This window comes from Legionella gratiana, from assembly GCF_001467695.1.
Lineage (GTDB): Bacteria > Pseudomonadota > Gammaproteobacteria > Legionellales > Legionellaceae > Legionella > Legionella gratiana.
In genome coordinates this window covers 324,759-345,179 of sequence record NZ_LNYE01000029.1, presented here as the reverse complement: position 1 = coordinate 345,179, position 20,421 = coordinate 324,759, and the positions used below count along the sequence as shown (strand labels likewise).

Sequence of the window (20,421 nt, the reverse complement as noted above, 5' to 3'; positions counted from 1 at the left end):
GGATACCGAAAAACGGTCACATTAGGCACATCATACAATTTATTAAAAGCAGGTCACTAGAAACTTTATGCTTGAGTAAAATCAAATAAATCCTTATAAGTATGGAAATTCATTGCATCGTCCTCAGTCACTGTTAAGTTATATTCTTCACTGAGAATAGCAAGTAACTCTACAATTTTTAAAGAATCTAAATGTAAGTCTTCTATTAAAGCGGTATCATCATGAATTTCATCTGCATTAGAGCCAGACAACTTGGCAATAATATTTTTTAACTCACTCTCAGTAATTTTCATAAATTCCCCTTAACGTTCTTTAGAGGCCAGATAATACCATGAAACTAATGAACTTACTCCCAAAATGAGGAATATTAACGCTAATGAATACTGCCCATACCATTTACCAAGCGCAACAATGCCCGTAGATAATGCTGCACTTAAATCCTGCATGCAAGCATATAAAGCACCTACTGTTCCTGCCATATGCGGAAAAGGATGAAAAGCTCCAGCAAAGGCATTAATAAAAGTAAAACCGACACCCATACTAAAAAAAGAAACTGGAATCATAATAGATAATACATTTTTCATCCCTAAAAAAGCCAGACAAAGCATGGTTAGACCACCAATAATCATGAAAATTATCCCAATAAACACCATATGAGACACTCCTTTGCCCATCACCATTTGACTATTAATTATCCCACTAACACAAATTGCTCCTGCAATAAAAATAGTTAACTGGGCAAACTCTACGGGACTCAATCCTAAGACATCTTGAAAAAGAAAAGGGGCGATTGCGAGATAAGCAAGTAAACCTGCGCAAGCAAAACAAGCGCACAGTGCATAACCTAAAAAAACTTTCGAGCGCAATAAAATGAAGTAATTCTCCCGCATAACTCTTAGTTTAGTAGCCTGTGGGTTCAGATTTTTATTGGTTTCTGGAAGAGAGCATAATGCAAAAAGCCATATGATGATACCAAACACGAATAAACACAAAAAATTACTGCGCCATCCAAAATGTTCTTGGATATATCCCCCTAGTACAGGAGAGGCAACCATAATAAAAACGCTCACTATACCTACATAGGAGCCTATCTTTGATAACACTCTATCCGTAAAAAGATCGCGAACTAAAGAACGTCCTACTGAACCACAACAACCGATACCAAAACCTTGAATAAAACGGCCAATAATCAAAACTAAAACTGTGGGCGCTAAAAAGCAGCATAAACTGCCCAAAATACTTAAACCAACCCCAAACATCAATGGCGGTTTGCGGCCAATTTTATCGGATAAAGGACCATAAAATACATGTGAAATACTTAATCCAAGCATAAAAAGAGAAAGCGTTAATTGAATTGACGCTTCATTCGTATTAAAAACTTTAGTGATAGCAGGCAATGAAGGAACATACTGATCTGTAGTCATTTGCATTAATACCATAAGCATTAAAACTACAAAAACCAACAAAGGCTGTAATGAGACTTGTTGCATATTATTTTTTTCGTGCATTAAAAACCCTTTCCAACATAGTTATGCATTAATTCTTATTTCACAAAAATCAGATCATACATAACACTAAAACAGTCAAACAACAAAAAAAACCAACAAACCAAATTGCTGATCTTAGCGAAGCCATATCCATTATATAAAAAAAGCTATAAATAATTCGTGAAACAATATAAATAACCGACAAAACTTGAACTGCTGTGCCCACATGATTTGTAGCAATTGCGGTCAACACAGCAATGGCAAATACAAGTAATGACTCAAAACTATTTTGATGCGCAGCCACAGCTCTTGCACCCATTCCTTGTAATCTAGCCTGTTGTAATCTTGGATAATGATTGTCGTATTTCCCCTCTTTTTGCATAAAACTGGCAACTACGAGCTTTAGAAGATAAGGCAGCAACGTTGCAAGAAACAAACACACTATTAACGTGGTCATCAATCAATCTTCCTGATTGTAAATAAAAATTCAATCATCATAACGGGAATGTCACCCCAGTACAATAATCTCTAAAATTTATAAATGCCTCAATTAATAGTCTTAATTATCTAAAGAACATCCGTTTTCTTGACATAGAACACTTTCTACCTTTGAATCTCTTCTGTTATGATAAGTAGTTATTATTTAACGTCAGTTCGATATAAAAAATAAAGTGATTTTTTATATCGAACTGAATTTTATTTAGAACTGGATCCCGTATAAATGCGGTGCATTCCCGCTTTCGCTGGGGACAAGCTTTACGGGATAATGTTCGTTTAACGACCTAAAAAACATTTCTATGTCTTTTAGGTCGAACTCACGTTATTTAAAGGATTAATACTATGGTGCAAGAGGAATCAAAAAAAAAATCCAAAGGTCATATCATTTTATCATCACATCCAGCGGGTCATACAGCTGTACCTTTAAAAATAAAATGGGGAGCCCAAGACCCTAAAGAGCGAGGTCCAGTTATTGCATCACTCACCAATATAAAAAATCGCAATGCTGTGGGCACTCATTCTGGCTCTTATTCTGTTTACCGAGCTCTTGCTGTTGCCGCAGGAGTTTTGGATCCTGAACATGTTCCTGATCTAACCGATACCACCCCGCCAGTTGCTATAGGCCCCCACCCTCAATGGGGCGGGACTCAGAAAATTATCTCTCTTGATCCATGGGGGCATCTCGTAGCCAGCGTATTCTCCGAAGAGATTAAATCAGGATACGATATTCGGCCAACAATCGCTGTGACCAAAGCTCATATTAATATTCCTGAACTACATACAGCAATACAAAAAGGCCGATTAAAACCAGATGGAAAAATATTAAAAGAATCCGGTGATGTTGCCGTTACTAAAGCAGCCATAGAACCTGTCTGGTATCTACCGGGAATTGCTGAGCGCTTTGGAGTTTCAGAGTCGCGCTTACGTCGCACCTTATTTGAACAAACAGCGGGAATGTTTCCTGAACTGGTTACACGCACCGATTTGGATGTTTTTTTACCTCCTATAGGCGGATTAACAGCCTATTTCTTTGGTGACGTTACTACCATACATGATCCTAAAATTGAACTCACTTGCCGTATTCATGATGAGTGCAATGGCTCTGATGTTTTTGGTTCCGATATTTGTACGTGCCGACCTTATTTAGTTCATGGAATTGAATTATCTATTGAATCTGCACAAAAAGGTGGGGCTGGGTTGATTGTTTATAACCGTAAAGAAGGTCGAGCTTTAGGAGAGGTCACCAAATTTTTGGTCTATAATGCTCGCAAAAGACAAAAAGGTGGAGACACCGCAGCCAAATACTTTGAACGAACGGAATGCGTCGCAGGCGTTCAAGACATGCGTTTTCAAGAATTAATGTCCGATGTCCTACACTGGCTTGGCATCACTAAAATTCATCGTTTTGTTTCCATGTCCAATATGAAATATGACGCCTTACTCAAATCGGGCATTAACATCGCAGAACGTGTCACCATTCCCGACGAGCTCGTTCCACCCGACGCACAGGTAGAAATGAACGCCAAACGAGCAGCAGGTTATTACTCCCCTGAGCGTATCGTAGATATCAATGAATTAGCAAAAACCAAAGGACGTGATCTCCATGAGTAATGAGCAACAAGAAATTGACCAAGTTATTGCGACGCTTATGGATCCTCGTACGATCCGAATAAGATCACAAGCAATTCTCGATCTAATAAAACACGATAAATCAGCATACTTCGCCTTAGATCCTGAAAAAATGACCAGCACCGCATCCTTTATTATTAATGTGATTCAGGATAACTATCCCAATTTAGATATTCCTTATCATAGTCGTTGGCGACATTTTGAGGTAGGAGGTATCGATCGCATAAAAAAAATGCAAGAACAATTAAGTTCCTTATCTATTGAAGAGCATGGAAAAATTCTTTATGAACTCGTTATTATCAGCGTATTTTTAGATGCAGGTGCAGGACAATATTGGAGTTACAAAGAACCAGAAACAGGAGTTACCTATTCACGATCAGAAGGCTTGGCATTAGCCAGTTTATCACTTTATCAAAAGGGTATTTTTAGTTCCTATCCATCAGAACCCTTCAGAGTAGATGCAGCACGCTTATTGACACTTAGTGAACACGAGCTTCGACACGGTTTTCAAGTTACCCAAAGCAATCCTCTGGAAGGTATTTCCGGACGGCTCGCCTTGTTAAATCGATTAGGATCACTAATGCAGCATGATGAGCAACATTTTGGCAAAGAACACCGATTAGGCAATTTTTTTACTTACGTAAGCTCATTAGCAAGTCATAAGCAGCTCACAGCAACACAAATTTTTCAAACAATACTTAACACATTTAATGCAGTCTGGCCACCCAGACTTTTATTTCATGGCGTTTCCCTCGGAGACGTTTGGCAACATAAGGCATTAAAAACTAATGAACTTGGTTCTGAATATATTCCATTTCATAAATTATCCCAATGGTTAACCTATTCATTGATCGAACCTTTAGAACAGGCTGGAATTTCAGTGACTCATCTTGATGAACTCACCGGATTACCTGAATACCGAAATGGTGGTTTACTTATTGATAGTGAGTTACTCCGTCTAAAAGATAAAAAGGATCTGGAAAAAGCCCACTTACCTGATGCAGAAATTATCGTAGAATGGCGTGCCCTCACTGTAGTTTTATTAGATGAGTTAGCTGATTTAATCAGAAAAAAATTACGAAAAAATCAGACCGAATTACCCTTAGCTAAGATTTTGCAAGGTGGCACTTGGGAAGCAGGACGGCGAATTGCCAAACAAAAACGCTCTCTAGGCACCCCTCCTCTCCAAATTATTAGTGATGGAACCGTTTTTTAATCAAGAAAAAAGTAGGGTCTGTTTACAATTCGCTAGCTTGAGTCAAAATGCTTTGATTTTCGAGCAACGAAGCACAGCATACACGAAGTATGTGCGCATCGTAGCACAGAAAATCAAAGCATTTTGGCCAAGAAAGTAGAATTGTAAACAGACCCTAGCTGGATGAAACGAAATTTATGGAGTAACCAATGAATAATCAACATGTTGTTGTCGTCAAACACCCATTAATTCAGCATAAATTAACAATTATGCGTCGAAAAGACACAAGCACAGTCAAGTTTCGCGCCTTAATGCACGAAATTAGCATGCTTTTGGCTTATGAAATAACCCGTGATTTGGAAATAGAATATGAAGTAATCGAAACCCCTTTAGCGTTAATGGAATCTCCTGTTTTAAAAGGAAAAAAAATGGTGTTTGTTTCTATTTTGCGCGCTGGAAATGGTTTAGTCGATGGTATGTTACAGCTAGTACCTACAGCCAGAATTGGTCATATTGGTTTATATCGTGATCCAATGACATTAGAGCCCATTGAATATTATTTTAAGCTTCCAGAACACACCCAAGATCGGGATGTTATTGTGGTTGATCCTATGTTAGCTACTGGAAATTCAGCTATTGCTGCAGTCAATGAAATTAAGGCTTTAAACCCCAAGTCCATAAAATTTCTCTGTCTTCTCGCATCTCCTGAAGGAATAGCGGCATTCCACGAGGAACATCCAGAAATTCCAATTTTTACTGCAGCCATAGACCAAAAGCTCAATGATAAAGGTTATATTATTCCAGGTTTAGGCGACGCTGGGGATAGACTTTATGGAACAAAATTGGAATGTTAAGCGCTGAAAACTAAATTTACTTTACATATAAGTAAAAATTGCTGTACAAAGCAAGTTGAATTTTATAATTTTAACTCAGACACACATAATTCTGTTGAGATATTAGTCTTAAAGTGTTAATATTGAACAGAATATGTTGGGTTTTACATCTAAGGGTTGTTTTAATGGCATCAAATGAATCTACAACGCTAATATCGCCGCTAACCGTAAATAAAAAAACTTCTTGGACAAAAAATAATACGACTTGGATGTTAAGCCTTTATGGTACCGCAGTTGGAGCAGGAACACTTTTTCTTCCTATAGATGCTGGACTCAATGGCATTTGGCCGTTAATTATAATGACCCTACTTGCCTTCCCAATGACGCACTATTCACATCGTGCTTTATGCCGTTTTGTGTTATCAGGCTCTTCGACAAAAAACGATATTACCAATGTAGTAGAGGAACATTTTGGTGTTTTTTCAGGACGAATATTAACTGTCTTGTATTTTTTTGCAATCTACCCAATCTTACTGATGTATAGTGTAGCCATTACTAATACGACTGAAAGCTTTCTTGTTCATCAATTAGGTGTTTCAGCACCTCCAAGAGCGCTTTTAGCCATCATCCTTATTCTTGCATTAATGGCTATTGTACGTTTTGGACAAGAAATTATAGTAAAATCAATGTCTGTATTGGTTTATCCTTTTGCAACAATACTCTTATTTTTATCCATTTACTTAATTCCCAACTGGAATAATGCCATTTTACAACAAAGTAATTCATTGCACGCTAATGGTGGGCACGGATTACTCATGACCTTGTGGTTAGTCATTCCGGTGATGGTGTTTTCTTTTAACCATTCGCCCATTATTTCCTCTTTTGCAGTAAATCAAAAAGAGCAATATGGTCATGATGCCGATCGTAACAGTACTTGGATTATGCAATACAGTCATCTATTGATGGTATTTTCCGTCATGTTTTTTGTATTTAGCTGTGTCTTTAGCCTTTCTCCTCAAGATCTGCTACAGGCAAAGCAACAAAACATTTCGATACTCTCGTATCTAGCAAATCATTTTAAAACACCTTTTATTGCTTCTGTTGCACCAATCATTGCTTTTATTGCAATTTCTAAATCATTTTTAGGCCATTATTTAGGTGCGAAAGAAGGATTAAGCAGTATTATTATGAATCTGTTCAAACCCTCCAAAATAACTATCAGTGACACTAAATTACAACGAATTGTTGAAATTTTCATGATATTAACCTGTTGGATAGTCGCTACAATAAATCCCAATATCTTAAAAATGATAGAAACGCTTGGAGGCCCTGTCATCGCCATACTTCTGTTTATCATGCCCATGTATGCCATTGCTAAAATTCCAGCAATGAAAAAGTATCGTACGGCAGTAATAAGTAATGTGTTTACTACCATTATGGGCATTATTGCAATTTCAGCGATAGTGTATGGTTTGCTTTGAGCCTATCAGGCAGAATCTTTATGTGCTGTACTGATATCGCAATAAACTCTCCCAAACCTATAGAGATCTTTGGTTATGTGGATTTGGGGGTAGATTTCCCTCCTGCAATTGCGCCTGTTCGTCACTCTTAGGTTTATGTTGTTTAAAAGCCTCTTTCATTGAGCACACTTTCTGAATTGACGTTGCTTCTAGGACTATTTTAATTCTCACCAAAATGTGAAACAATTTCTCATTATTCATTTGAGTGTTTTTTCCATGCACGCTGAATTCCACCACTTACCCATTGAAAGCATTTATGCAGGCCAATATCAACCTAGAGAAGATTTTAATACTACAGCGCTGCAAGAACTCGCCCAATCCATTGCCTCACAAGGCTTAATCGAACCACTCATCGTGCGCACCATTGCAAAACATCGCTATGAAATTATTGCTGGAGAAAGACGCTGGAGAGCGGCAAAAATCGCAGGATTGCAAACCGTACCTTGCCTAGTAGGAGAGTACACCGACAAGCAAGCCTGCGCCGTGACATTGATCGAAAACATTCAACGAGAAGACTTAAATTTAATTGAAGAAGCAAGTGCCTATCGGCGTTTAATTGATGAATTTAATTATCATCAAGACGAAATAGCTACTCTAGTAGGAAAATCACGCAGCCATATTGCCAATATTCTACGTTTACTAAGTCTAAGCGAACCAATAAAAAACTTAATTCGTGGTAAAGCTTTATCCTTAGGTCACGCAAGAATGCTCGTAGGACTCGATCCAACCCAACAAGAATATTTGGCGATGCAAACTATAGATGAACAGTGGTCAGTAAGACAACTTGAACATGCAGTAAAAATGCAAAAAAGCAAAGAACGCTCTTTTCCCAAAAATGCTAAAAAGGATCGTGATATTGAACGCTTACAAACCATTTTGGCAGAACAAGTTGGCGCTCCTGTACAAATAATAAATGATACTGATAATGGCGGATGGCTAAAAGTAAAATTTTTTGATAATGATACGCTTGCAGGACTTTTGGAGCGTTTGGGCTTACGATATGATTAGAATATCCTTACATCCCCAAGAAAAAGAGGAACAATATTAATGAAAAAGACGTTAGTTAGCGCATTTTTCGTGACCTTATCCTCAGTATCTCAAAGTGCTCGGATACAAAATGAAATCGATAAATTAATTAACCAAATTAATCCAAACGTTAATCTTGGGGCTGTGGTTGTTGATCTTACTTCAGGAGAAACTTTATATCGACGAAATGCCGGACGACTCTATATTCCTGCAAGCAACATGAAGCTTTTTTCTGAGGCTGCCGCATTAATGGTTCTTGGGCCTGATTACCATTTTAAAAATCAACTCAGTATGGGTGCAGGCAAAATACAGCAAGGTGTTTTGCAAGGAAATATTTATTTACAACTTGCCGGGGATCCTTCTTTTAGTCGAGATGACTTAAAAAAACTTCTTGCTTCTTTGAAAGAATTAAATATCAATACCATTCAAGGTAATGTATATATTGACAGCAGCGTAGCTGGAGTTAATCCCTATCCTCCAGGCTGGTTAACCTCTGATTTAGCGTACAGCTATGGTGCACCTAACGCGCCAGTGATGCTCGATGCAAATCGTTTGACCGTTACTGTAAATCCAGGAGCACGTGCAGGTGATCCAACTGTAGTTGAAGTAGATGATGGAGGAGGAAACATCACATTAAATAATCAAGCGACTACCAAAGCAAAGGCTCAAGGTTGTGGCGTTAGCTTTAGTTTAGATAAAGAAAATCATTTAACGATACGCGGTTGTGTAGGTGTTGGCCAATGGGCAGTACAACAACGAATGGCCATCAAAAATCCTTTAATGTATGCCCAAGCAATGATCCAAAGCCAATTAGCCCAAGAACATATCCAACTCAATGGCCAAGTTCAATTAGGTAAAACCCCTAGTAGCTCTCTATTAATTGCAACACAATACTCAAGACCCTTATCACACTTAATGGCTGATACTTTAAAGCCTTCTGATAATTTATATGCTGATAGCTTGTATTTACATGCTGCAGCAACGCTTAATGGCTCTCCAGTCAACTGGCAATCAGCACAACCTATAATTAAGAATTTTCTACAATCTCAAACAGGTATTGATTTTACGAATGCGATCATTACTGATGGTTCAGGTTTATCACGCTATAGCCTAGTTACTCCTGAACAAACCATATCTTTATTGAAATTTTTATATCAGCGCTTCCCTTTATCCTACGAATATATAGCTGCTTTACCTATATCTGGACGTGATGGCACCTTACAAAAGAGGTTTCGTATTCCGAGCCAACAAGGTTTTGTTCGTGCTAAAACAGGTACTATGGTAGGAATAAATAGCCTTTCTGGCTATCTATATACATCTAATGGCCATACCTTAGCCTTTGCCTTGTACATCAACCGACAGCCTGGCAAATCAGCAGGGCCTGGACGACCCGTTTTAGATGCATTATGCACCTATTTTTTAAAAAATAACCCGAGTAGCAGCCGTTTAAGTCGTGTTTTTTCACCACATCAGCGCATTAGTTTTCAAACCAATCCAACTCAAGCTGAGAAACAAAAGTCACATCAAGCCAAATGGAGGCGTTTGGAGTCTGCAATACGTATGTCTTTAAAAGATCAACCAGTCAATGTGGTGTATCGTAGTAATGAGCTCATCGTAAACGATAACCAAAGTGATCCTGATAAAGTATGGTCAGCACTACAATCTGTTGTTAAAAAATATCCTTTTGCAGTGATGTTATCCTCCAAAACTTTATCGATAAATCCTGCTGGTGGACCAACATTATTGTGGGTGCAAACAATAAATAATCCAAATCAAGTACAGCGAATTTGGAGTATTCACGAAGCAACTTAAGAATCCCAATATTTACCCTAAAGTTTAAGTAAAAAATTATGGAGAAATTGATTGAAATCACTCTTTAAGCTTATTTTTTTAATCAGTTGGTTTATTCATCCCGCATATGCAAATTTGAATTTTCTCACAATCAGTGACATTCATTATGGTGAAAATAACGTATCGCGCGATGGTGAAGATACAGGACCAGAATTTCTCAACATTACTATGAAAAAATTCAAAAAACTAAGCGAACAAGTAAACTTTATTCTTTGCTTAGGTGATTTACCTACTCATTCATTATTTAATGCCTCTATAAAAGGAGCATATGAAAAAAAGGTATTTGACGAATTATATAAGAACGATGTGGGCTCAAAACCCATTTTTTACATTACAGGTAACAATGATTCTCTCAGTGGAAATTATCAACCTTTTACATCAAATGGTGTTTCTCCTTTAAATTTTGCAGTGGATTGGCATGGTGCATGTGCTCATTGTAAGGAATTGATTATTAATGACAGCCACATGTACAGCGATGGCTATTATTCGAGTTACGTCATCCCCGGAAATAAAAAAATCATATTAATTGCTCTCAATGCCAATCAATGGGCAAACACACCATTGCTGTCAAGATACCCTCATCAGAAAAAAGATGCGTTAGAACAACTTTCTTGGTTGGAACAACAATTAAAAGGACACCGTGCAGAACAACTATTAATCGCCATGCACGAACCACCAGGAAACTCCTATCTTGGTAAACCAATTTGGCATAAACAATATTTAAAAGAATTTATAAAAATACTTAATAAAAACAAACAATCATACGGAGAAATCACCCTACTCATCTCTCACTCCCATATGGATGAGTTTAGAAAAATTAATTTGAATAATGGTAAGAATATATATGCCTTTTCTACCCCAGGCATCAGTCGTAACCACCATAATTATCCTGCGATGAAAGTCTTCACGCTGAACAAAAAGATGAAAGTTGAAAATTTTACCACTTACTATACGAGTCATTTAGATAAATGGGGAAATCAACAATACAAAGCATTAAATAACCCCAATGCAATTTTCTCTCATTGTCGAAATAAAATAGTGTCTCAATGCCTAAATGAATTGAGTACCCAACAAATATGCGACTATTTGGAGCAAGGTTTATTTTATGGCGTAAAAAGTCCTATGGTTCCAAATGACTGTAACAAAGTATATAAGATTAACTAACGTGAGTTCGACATAAAAGGTTTTTCTTATCTTTTATGTCGCTAAACGTTAGAATTGTCAACAGGCCCTAATTTAATTTATCATCTTTTATTCAACTCAATTAAAGGACGAATATGAAAGCACTTTACACAGCCACAGCACGTACACATGGTGGAAGAAATGGTCATATTGAAACATCAGATGGCCTACTAAGAATCGATCTTGCGATGCCTAAAGAGTTGGGGGGACAAGGTGGAGGCACAAATCCTGAAGAATTATTTGCTGCAGGGTATGCTGCTTGTTTTGAAAGCGCCATTCGTCATGTAGCTCGATTAGAGCATATCCCACTTAAAGAAGCTTCTATTCTTTCTCAAGTATCTTTGTACCCAACACCCGAAAAAGGATTTAAACTCGGGATTGAAATGCATGCTCATATAGAAGGTTTAAATCAAAAAGATGCAGAAGAGTTAGTAGCCAAAGCAGATAAAGTTTGTCCTTACTCCAATGCAATCCGTAATAATGTTGCGGTGGAATTTAAAGTACTCACTAATAACCATAGCATATAATACTGCAGCCTAGGCAAGGAGTGAAACTCCAGAATCAACGCTCAGTTTTCAAAAGAACGTCACCTTCCGCAACAACGCCGCTTTCGCAAAGGGTGACGTACTCCTAACGTCACCCCCGTAAACGTAAGGTCTAGAAATCAAGCTAAGCCTAACTAGTTCATGGTCAATTGTTCTGAAACGTACAGATGCTCGTCAACCGCCTTTGCAAGAGCCTTAATAGAATCTTCCAAATGAGTAGTTTTCTTACCTGCAAAAAAGTCATAAATAGGATAATTATGTCTTTTTATCATTTTCATATTCTCAGAATCTTTAGTAAATTTTTTTATAAGTGCATCGATTTCATGCAAATTGCCGCTTTGGCATTTCAGCTCAAAAACAAAACGTTTTAAAAGCTCACCTTCTTCGCGACGCTGAGAACACCAGGATTGTTCCAAACTCTTCGACTCTAAATAAATAGTATTTATTATTTTTGCTACATCAGCAGGTAAATGAGCATACGCTCCTGATCTACAATGGTGAACGATATCTTCTGCTTCCTTACTGCATCTTCTTCTTTCACATTCTGGTGGAACAAATTTAAAAATTTTATTATAGGCGTCTTTAAACATTACAGCTAACCAACTATGCGTATCCATAGTAGGATGTATGTCATCCCAAAACATGTAACCATCCGCAGGGGAGATATGTTCCTTTTGATATATAGGATTCTTTTGATTTTGTTTAAATTCTTCTGAATCAATATAGGGTAATTTTAATTTATTCCTATCAAATCCATATTCCTCACAATTGTGATACATTTCTTTAAATGGGGTATTGACATCAAAAACCGAAAGAGTCAAAGATACATTTAAATCTTTATATTTTTCAATAACTTGTTTTACATTGGTTGCCAATTGTTCATTAAAATGCTCAGAACATTTTGCTGCATTTTCTTGTTCCTCTTTACTTTTTGTTTGAAATCTTGGGGTTAAAGAGAGATCAGGTAAATTTAACAACACAAAATTTCTATAACCCTGTTGAATAAGAGTTTCAAGATTCGCAATACGTGCATTCACCGCATGAGTAGCTTCATCTAAAGTAGGCTCGGGATTGACAGTCAGTAAATCATTAGCTCCAGACCACTCGATAATCAATGTTTCAGCTTTTTCTTGTTTTGTAATTTTATATTTTTTATCCTCATCTGTAAGTTGCTCTTGCTTGTCTTCCAAACTGGCCAATATTAACCTAAGAAATTCATATTTAGGATTTATCGTAAATTGTGTGGTGTAATCATAAGAGGTTAATCCAGCTTCGCAATAAAAGCGTGCAAAACGCTCGCCCTTATATAAAATATGTTTGTCATTGTTTAAACTAAATGCTTTTTCATTTCTTTTCAGTATATTTAAGTCATTAGCCAAAATAGCATCTGACACATCAGCATTACCCCAAGCATTATGACTAATATTTAATTTTTTTCTTACATAATCGATTGCGAAGTCTCCGATAACAGCAGTAACAAAATAATCCCCCCAAACAAATCCATTTGTAAATCGACCTCTGGGTGCATCAGAACCAACCTCATAAAAATCTCTTAAAGGAATAAATCCGAATAATTTACGTTTATCAAATGTTCCTCTATCAGATAAGCTATCTCCTAGTACAACGATACGACTAATCTTAGTCATTGCCACATTAATCTCCTTGTTAACGATCATTTACTTATGATCCTCTCGTCCTAATTGCACAAAAAGAAAAAAGAATAGTTTGCAACCCAAAATCTTTCTAAACTTAATCCCTTTATAATGTTCAAGGATGAAAGATCAGAAATAAAGAGTACAAATTTTATGTAAAAGACAATTCAGTATTGAATAAAGCTACGGCTAGTAAAAATAAGCAACATTACTGAGAAGCAACCTGAGATACTAAGAAAAGTCTCGACTTGATACATCAGATAATTATTTCTTTTTTGATGCATCACTCATGTAAAAAGAATGAGTTGGTTACTTGGACAGTTCCTGGTAATATAAACTTATTTTTCAAGAAAAGTCTATGAAAAACAAACAATTTGATCTTATTGTAATTGGTGGTGGAAGCGGTGGTGTTGCCAGTGCTGTTCGTGCTGCAAAATATGGTTCCAAAGTGGCAGTGATTGAAGCGAATTACTTAGGAGGAACTTGTGTTAATTTAGGATGCGTTCCTAAAAAGATCATGTTCAATGCGTCAATGATTGCAGAAATGCTGCACCATGCACCTGATTATGGATTTAGTTCTGTGCCGGTACAATTGGATTGGAGTGCTCTTGTCAAGCAGCGTACTACATATATCGAACGGCTAAGAGAAAACTATGCCAAGCGTTTCACTCAATACAATATCACCTTAATTCAAGGTAAAGGCGAGTTTCATGACGAACAAACAATCAAAGTAAATGATGCGTTTTATCAAGCACCACATATTATTATCGCAACTGGAGGAGAACCATCCCAGCCACAAATTCATGGGGTACAACACACCATCGATTCAGATGGTTTTTTTTCCTTAACCAAACAACCTCAAAAAGTAGCAGTAATAGGTAGTGGCTATATTGGTGTTGAATTAGCAGGAGTTTTGCATGCTCTGGGCAGCAAAACTCATCTTTTAATGAGGGGCACAAGACCGTTAAGTCGCTTTGATTCCATTTTAGGCGATACTTTGCTAGAAATCATGCAGCAACAAGGAATTCAAATCCATCAAAATCATCGTGCGCAAGAGATTAATTTGCATAGTGATGGTAGAAAATCGATTGTATGTCAAAGTGGTTCTATTATTCGCGACATAGATGTGATCATTACTGCCGTAGGCAGAACTCCTAGAACTGCACATCTGCAGCTGGAAAAAGTAAACGTTACAACTGATAAGCAGGGTTTGATTTTAGTCGATGCGTTTCAAAATACAAGTACTAAAGGAATTTATGCTATAGGAGATGTCACTAACGCTCCTGCTCTTACCCCAGTAGCGATAGCTGCAGGACGTCGTTTGGCAGATCGATTATTTGGTCAACAACCAGATGCTTGTTTAAGTTATGAGAATATAAGCACGGTAATCTTTAGTCATCCACCTATGGGAACTGTGGGTTTGAGTGAGGAAGAAGCAATTGATCGACATGGCAAAGATCATATCAAAGTTTATCAAACTCGTTTTACACCCATGTTTGATGCGTTCACTAATCAAAAAACACCAACTGTAATGAAACTAATTACCTTAGGCCAAGAAGAAAAAATTATTGGTCTCCACGTTATTGGATTGGCTGCCGACGAAATGCTTCAGGGTTTTGGAGTCGCTGTAAAAATGGGGGCATGCAAAAGAGATTTTGATAATACCGTCGCGATTCATCCAACAAGCGCAGAAGAATTTGTAACTATGGTATAATTATATATGAATGCAATTCGCAGCTTTCAAGATAAATCTCCTTCTTTAGGTCAACGAGTATATATTGATCCTAAATCTATAGTCATTGGCGATGTAAACTTGGGGGATGATGTGTCCGTTTGGCCTATGGCTGTTATTCGTGGTGATGTCAACTCCATTAACATAGGAAATGCTTGTAACATTCAAGACGGCTCCGTGTTACATGTCACTCATGAAGGTCCATTCTCTCCTGAAGGTCAACCTTTGATTCTAGGCAAAGGAATTACAATCGGCCACCAAGCTGTATTACATGGGTGTGTGGTCGATGATTTTTGCCTTATTGGAATGGGAGCAATGATTTTAGATGCAGTCCACATTGAACATCATGTAATGGTTGCTGCTGGCTCTTTAGTAACACCTGGCAAACTACTAAAAAGTGGTTATTTATACATGGGAAGTCCAGCTAAAGCTGTTAGAAAATTAACAGCTCAAGAATTAAATCAATTAGAATATTCAGCACAACATTATGTGCGGTTAAAAGATAAATACTTAGGTTAAGAAGTACTTTTAATGAGACCATTAACAGGGGGATCTTCTATAAGCTCATGCTCCTGTTGTCTTTGTTGGCTCATAATGCCAAAAGTATTCAATAATTCTCCATGACTAGCTACTGCATGCTGTTTTAATTTTTCATAATAACTAAGCCGTTGATCCATTCGGTCTAAAAGCATCGCTAATCTTTGATTGCTTGCAGTTAATTCATGATTTATTTCTTTGATCTCTTCAATCTCTTCTTCCAGTTTTATCAATCGCTTTTCAATTGTCATTTGGCATCCTTAAGATAAATAGCTTTTAAAAAATCACTAGATTACACAATTTTTCTTATTAAACATATCTGATTCTTTCTAATCCGAGTGTATCTTGTTGATTGCTTTTTATCGAGAAAAAAATAAGGGCGTGTTAACAATTCATGTTCACCAACTACGTACCTTAGTTAACTAATTCTTTCTTATCCTAAACATGTGATGACTCTGAATTCATCTGGTTTCTTTCCTAGAGTAGAATAGGGCAGTCTCATTGGGAAAATGGCATCCAGATCTCGCTATCTCCATAAGATTTACTGTAGCCTGATGGCAATCATATAATTTACTTGCACTAACTGCTAAGAAAAATTGCTTATCCAGTTGAATTGTCCCTTCTATAAGAGTTACAGTAGCATACAATAACTTTTCAAATTCTTTCAAAGGAAGCGATTGATTGTATCCTCCTAAATCTTGATGAATGCCATCGACAGATAAACCAACCCCAGGAACTAATTCATCATTAATTTCATATCCTGACTCACCAGGATAAAGCATGTACTGTTGCATTTTAATCTCTGAGCTATTCAGATCCGCATAATCAGGAGTCATCCAAAATTGTATTTGTTGCGCATGCTTGTCTATTTTTGCACGTTGACTCAATAATTCGAGTGCCTTTGATTGAGGTATTCCTGCCATCAAAGCAACTACTTCAGCGCAACTATGAAACATTAATTCTGCCAATTGCTGCCAAACTGCTTTCTTTGCCACAAGATCTCCAATTTTTCGAGTTACCTTATTTCCATAAGCTCCTAGAGTTAATTGAATGACTAACAAATACTCTGCAATAGTATTGAGGTACAAATAATTACCAAATAATTTACGCTTTCCAGTAAAAAGAGAGCTTGCCGTACCACTTGACTGATCAAAGAAAGTTTGATGGTATCCACCCCTCAATATCTCCGGAAAATATTTCTTTGTGAACTCTGAAGGAGTAAATAAACTGGTTATAGGTAAATTATCCCCAAGATCAGCCAAACCACTCACGCGTAAGTTGACAAATTCAACCGCTTTTTGCCACTTATCAATTCGCCCCAAATGAGGTTGGCAAACTTTTAAAAGTTGGACTAATGTATAATATCTTCCCATATCTTCCCGACAATCTTTATCACTACCTGTATGAAATATATCTGCTAATTGAGGAAACACTATTCCCTCTTTAAGAAGCACAAAAAGATCATGAATATTTTTTTGTAGTGAGGAAGCCAATTCAGAAAAAGTTTGTTGCTCATCATGTAAATAAGTAAAATAAGCAAGCGGAGCTTTATAAACATAAACGTCAAGCTCCGTCATATCACTGATAAGCTCAATAAACTGCTCATAATCAGGATTATGATTACAATTTTCCAAAATCTCTGTCCTTTTTATGGAATAAAGACCAAGGGGTTGTGGTAATTCACTTTGTAAATTTAATCGGCGTTGATGTTTTATTAAATAGTTTGTAATTTGATATTCTTCACTGAAATTCGATTTATTCTCAACTTTCTTCTGTACTTTTACAGCTATTACTTCCGATGATTTATTAATAAAAAGCAGTGTTCGGCCTTGGATACGTAATAAATTCTTTTGACTCATTAAATAACGAAAATTAGAATTTATAGATTCCTTCTCTTGCTCATAATAACTCTCTGCAGCAAACTTAATTTGTTTCGGTTGAGTTCGCAGAAGCAAATTATCAGTAACATCTGAATAATAATTAATTTTGCAACTTGAGCAAATTAATTTCTCATTTGAATCTTCTTTATAGGATTGAGTAAGCCATAACATATACAGAAGATCAGGGAAGAAAAAAGCCGCAGATTTTTCAAATTGTCGAAGAAATGCGCTTTGATTGCGAGTTAATAATCCACAATTTTTCTCAATAATAAAAGTAGCGATAAAATTTAAAGATGGCGATTGATGCACCAACCATCGAATGATAGGAAATTGGCTTTCTTGAATATAACGACTCGCAATATTCCATAAAGATAACTCTGCACTTTCAAGAAACCTACCCAATTTTTTTGCGAAAGTACGTAATTGATTTTTTTGTTTTTTGTCACATTCAATTGCAGCTAATGATTTAAGAAAAAGCAAGTGGCTTACTACATTCTGAGCAGAAATCGTTGCTAATTCATCAGCATGAATGCATTTACCTATAGATAAAAGATAAACTTGTATTAATTCTTGTCTTGTTATTTCAAAGGGAATTTCTATTAATGGAATTGATACGTCACAACGGACCGCAACAGACGGTGGTAACAGTGAGTCTTGAGTTTTAACTTCTTCACTATTTGCAACATCAATTTCCTGTAGTTCCATTTGTAACTCCACATGCTGGAATATAAATATTTAACCATCAAGAGATATATTTGTAAAATTGATTGTATTTATATTTATTATCAAATTTTTTAATAGTTATTCTCCGTTTTTAGAAGGATTATTTGTCTTTTCTTTAGATAATCATCTCGCTTGGAGACTTAGAAATCACAATAATCGCGCAGCAAATCCCTATATAATCAGTATGTAACTTTAAAATTACTGGAAAGTGAATTTAAAATGAATAATTGGAATAACTGTGATTCCAGGGGCTGTTACCAATTCGCTAGACCGAGTCAAAATGTCGTGATTTTAGAGCACCGAAACGTAGCATACATGAAATCGGATCGTATAAAATCACGACATTTTGACCAGGATAGTAGAATGGTCAACAGACCCTAGTTGAGCTATGATCAAATAGTTTTTTCTGCCTTGTTTGGTTCTAAAAGATGGAAGCTTATTGATTTATTAGATACTCAGAAGAAAGCATACCTTTGAACGGACGCTTAGTGGCATAAATTCATTAAGTTGACAGATTACCTGAACGGATACTATCACTAGACGATAAAATTATAAATAAAAAAAGCGGCTCAAAAGCCGCTTTAGAATAAAACCCTGGCGATGACCTACTTTCACATGAGGAAGCCTCACACTATCATTGGCGCATGTTCGTTTCACTTCTGAGTTCGAGATGGAATCAGGTGGTTCCAAACCGCTATGGTCGCCAGGAAAACGGGTTTGTGTGTGTTGGATAAGTTATATAAGGAATCAAACACACATCAGGTAAATAAAGAGTATATATCCACGTATTGTATCGTATATTCGCTACAATCTGAAGAAACTCAGATTATATGGTCAAGACAATCAGCCAATTAGTACAAGTTAGCTTCACGCATTACTACGCTTCCACACCTTGCCTATCAACGTCGTAGTCTTCAACGGGCTTCAAGGGAAAACTCATCTTGAGGGAGGCTTCCCGCTTAGATGCTTTCAGCGGTTATCCCGTCCGAACTTAGCTACCCGGCAATGCCACTGGCGTGACAACCGGTACACCAGAGGTTCGTCCACTCCGGTCCTCTCGTACTAGGAGCAGCTCCTCTCAATTTTCCTACGCCCACGGCAGATAGGGACCGAACTGTCTCACGACGTTCTAAACCCAGCTCGCGTACCACTTTAAATGGCGAACAGCCATACCCTTGGGACCTGCTTCAGCCCCAGGATGTGATGAGCCGACATCGAGGTGCCAAACACCGCCGTCGATATGAACTCTTGGGCGGTATCAGCCTGTTATCCCCGGAGTACCTTTTATCCGTTGAGCGATGGCCCTTCCATTCAGAACCACCGGATCACTAAGACCAACTTTCGTTCCTGCTCGAGCCGTCGCTCTCGCAGTCAAGCACCCTTTTGCCTTTACACTCTTGGTACGATGTCCGACCGTACCGAGGGTACCTTTGTGCTCCTCCGTTACTCTTTGGGAGGAGACCGCCCCAGTCAAACTACCCATCATACACTGTCCTTATCCCAGATTATGGGACCAAGTTAGAACCTCAATAACAACAGGGTGGTATTTCAAGGTCGGCTCCATAAGCACTAGCGTGCCTACTTCTTAGCCTCCCACCTATCCTACACAGTCATCATCAAAGTCCAGTGCAAAACTATAGTAAAGGTTCACGGGGTCTTTCCGTCTAGCCGCGGGTACACTGCATCTTCACAGCGATTTCAATTTCACTGAGTCTCGGGTGGAGACAGTGTGGCCATCGTTACGCCATTCGTGCAGGTCGGAACTTACCCGACAAGGAATTTCGCTACCTTAGGACCGTTATAGTTACGGCCGCCGTTTACCGGGGCTTCGATCAAGAGCTTCTCCGAAGATAACCCCATCAATTAACCTTCCGGCACCGGGCAGGCGTCACACCCTATACGTCTTCTTACGAATTTGCAGAGTGCTGTGTTTTTAATAAACAGTCGCAGCCACCTGGTCTCTGCGGCCCTCTTCAGCTCAGAAAGTAAATTCCTTCACCGAAAAGGGCGTACCTTCTCCCGAAGTTACGGTACCATTTTGCCTAGTTCCTTCACCCGAGTTCTCTCAAGCGCCTTAGTATTCTCTACCTGTCCACCTGTGTCGGTTTGCGGTACGGTTCTCTATAAGTTA

The 20,421-nt window shown here is 37.6% G+C and carries 16 protein-coding genes, 1 rRNA gene and 1 other annotated feature (1 of these 18 cut by a window edge); of the genes, 10 read left to right on the top strand and 7 right to left on the bottom strand.

Translation table 11 applies throughout. The features are described from left to right. Positions 1–65 precede the first annotated feature (65 nt). The 3 genes from Lgra_RS14510 to Lgra_RS14500 are packed head-to-tail and all read right to left on the bottom strand — an operon-like array spanning position 66 to position 1,944. A complete protein-coding gene (locus Lgra_RS14510; protein WP_058499977.1) occupies positions 66–293 on the bottom strand; it encodes an acyl carrier protein in 228 nt (75 codons plus the stop codon). Positions 294–302: 9 nt separating this feature from the next. Beyond that, the gene (locus Lgra_RS14505) at positions 303–1,508 is read right to left on the bottom strand and encodes a multidrug effflux MFS transporter (protein ID WP_058499976.1); all 1,206 of its coding nucleotides are present in this window, start codon (positions 1,506–1,508) and stop codon (positions 303–305) included. Between the two features lie 49 nt (positions 1,509–1,557). Continuing rightward, positions 1,558–1,944 (bottom strand): MAPEG family protein, encoded by a 387-nt coding sequence (locus Lgra_RS14500; protein ID WP_058499975.1) that lies wholly within the window; start codon positions 1,942–1,944, stop codon positions 1,558–1,560. A gap of 383 nt (positions 1,945–2,327) precedes the next feature. Here Lgra_RS14500 and Lgra_RS14495 point away from each other — a divergent pair, with 383 nt between their 5' ends. From Lgra_RS14495 to Lgra_RS14455, 8 genes are all read left to right on the top strand, one after another. Next, complete coding sequence (locus Lgra_RS14495; RefSeq protein WP_058499974.1) at positions 2,328–3,596, top strand: GTP cyclohydrolase II; 1,269 nt, start codon at positions 2,328–2,330, stop codon at positions 3,594–3,596. Then, positions 3,589–4,830, top strand: coding sequence for a URC4/urg3 family protein (locus Lgra_RS14490; protein ID WP_058499973.1), 1,242 nt, complete (start codon positions 3,589–3,591; stop codon positions 4,828–4,830). Before Lgra_RS14495 ends, Lgra_RS14490 begins: the two co-directional genes overlap by 8 nt. 188 nt (positions 4,831–5,018) lie before the next feature. Then, on the top strand, positions 5,019–5,663 hold the full coding sequence (gene upp / locus Lgra_RS14485) for a uracil phosphoribosyltransferase (RefSeq protein ID WP_058499972.1): 645 nt from the start codon (positions 5,019–5,021) through the stop codon (positions 5,661–5,663). Positions 5,664–5,827: 164 nt separating this feature from the next. Continuing rightward, entirely contained in the window at positions 5,828–7,123 is a 1,296-nt protein-coding gene (locus Lgra_RS14480) for a serine/threonine transporter (RefSeq protein ID WP_058499971.1), read from the top strand. A gap of 255 nt (positions 7,124–7,378) precedes the next feature. Next, positions 7,379–8,170 (top strand): ParB/RepB/Spo0J family partition protein, encoded by a 792-nt coding sequence (locus Lgra_RS14470; RefSeq protein ID WP_058499969.1) that lies wholly within the window; start codon positions 7,379–7,381, stop codon positions 8,168–8,170. Positions 8,171–8,209: 39 nt separating this feature from the next. Beyond that, on the top strand, positions 8,210–10,000 hold the full coding sequence (gene dacB, locus Lgra_RS14465) for a D-alanyl-D-alanine carboxypeptidase/D-alanyl-D-alanine endopeptidase (protein ID WP_058499968.1): 1,791 nt from the start codon (positions 8,210–8,212) through the stop codon (positions 9,998–10,000). A 51-nt stretch (positions 10,001–10,051) separates the two neighbouring features. Continuing rightward, on the top strand, positions 10,052–11,203 hold the full coding sequence (locus Lgra_RS14460; RefSeq protein ID WP_058499967.1) for a metallophosphoesterase: 1,152 nt from the start codon (positions 10,052–10,054) through the stop codon (positions 11,201–11,203). 113 nt (positions 11,204–11,316) lie between these two features. Continuing rightward, positions 11,317–11,748 carry an organic hydroperoxide resistance protein gene (locus Lgra_RS14455; protein WP_058499966.1) on the top strand — a complete coding sequence of 144 codons (432 nt, stop codon included), beginning with the start codon at positions 11,317–11,319 and terminating at the stop codon, positions 11,746–11,748. A 152-nt stretch (positions 11,749–11,900) separates the two neighbouring features. On the opposite strand, the gene Lgra_RS14450 is transcribed toward Lgra_RS14455, so the two are convergent. After that, entirely contained in the window at positions 11,901–13,442 is a 1,542-nt protein-coding gene (locus tag Lgra_RS14450) for an SGNH/GDSL hydrolase family protein (RefSeq protein ID WP_238584462.1), read from the bottom strand. A 334-nt stretch (positions 13,443–13,776) separates the two neighbouring features. Between Lgra_RS14450 and gorA the strand changes: the two genes are divergently transcribed. Beyond that, positions 13,777–15,132: a glutathione-disulfide reductase gene (gene gorA, locus Lgra_RS14445; RefSeq protein ID WP_058499965.1), complete on the top strand. Its 1,356-nt coding sequence runs from the start codon at positions 13,777–13,779 to the stop codon at positions 15,130–15,132. Positions 15,133–15,138: 6 nt separating this feature from the next. Next, positions 15,139–15,669 carry a gamma carbonic anhydrase family protein gene (locus Lgra_RS14440; protein WP_058499964.1) on the top strand — a complete coding sequence of 177 codons (531 nt, stop codon included), beginning with the start codon at positions 15,139–15,141 and terminating at the stop codon, positions 15,667–15,669. Here the strand turns inward: Lgra_RS14440 and Lgra_RS14435 are convergent. The 3 genes from Lgra_RS14435 to rrf all read right to left on the bottom strand — a co-directional run bounded on the left by Lgra_RS14435 (position 15,666) and on the right by rrf (position 18,998). Next, positions 15,666–15,938 (bottom strand): hypothetical protein, encoded by a 273-nt coding sequence (locus tag Lgra_RS14435; RefSeq protein WP_058499963.1) that lies wholly within the window; start codon positions 15,936–15,938, stop codon positions 15,666–15,668. The genes Lgra_RS14440 and Lgra_RS14435 overlap by 4 nt on opposite strands. Positions 15,939–16,148: 210 nt before the next feature. Beyond that, entirely contained in the window at positions 16,149–18,272 is a 2,124-nt protein-coding gene (locus tag Lgra_RS14430) for a SidJ family T4SS effector polyglutamylation protein (protein ID WP_058499962.1), read from the bottom strand. Between the two features lie 610 nt (positions 18,273–18,882). Further along, a 5S ribosomal RNA gene (rrf, locus tag Lgra_RS14425) occupies positions 18,883–18,998 on the bottom strand. A gap of 122 nt (positions 18,999–19,120) precedes the next feature. Further along, positions 19,121–20,421, bottom strand: a sequence feature (mutual gap in cmsearch alignment for this rRNA model is longer than 100) (it continues 1,638 nt past the right edge of the window).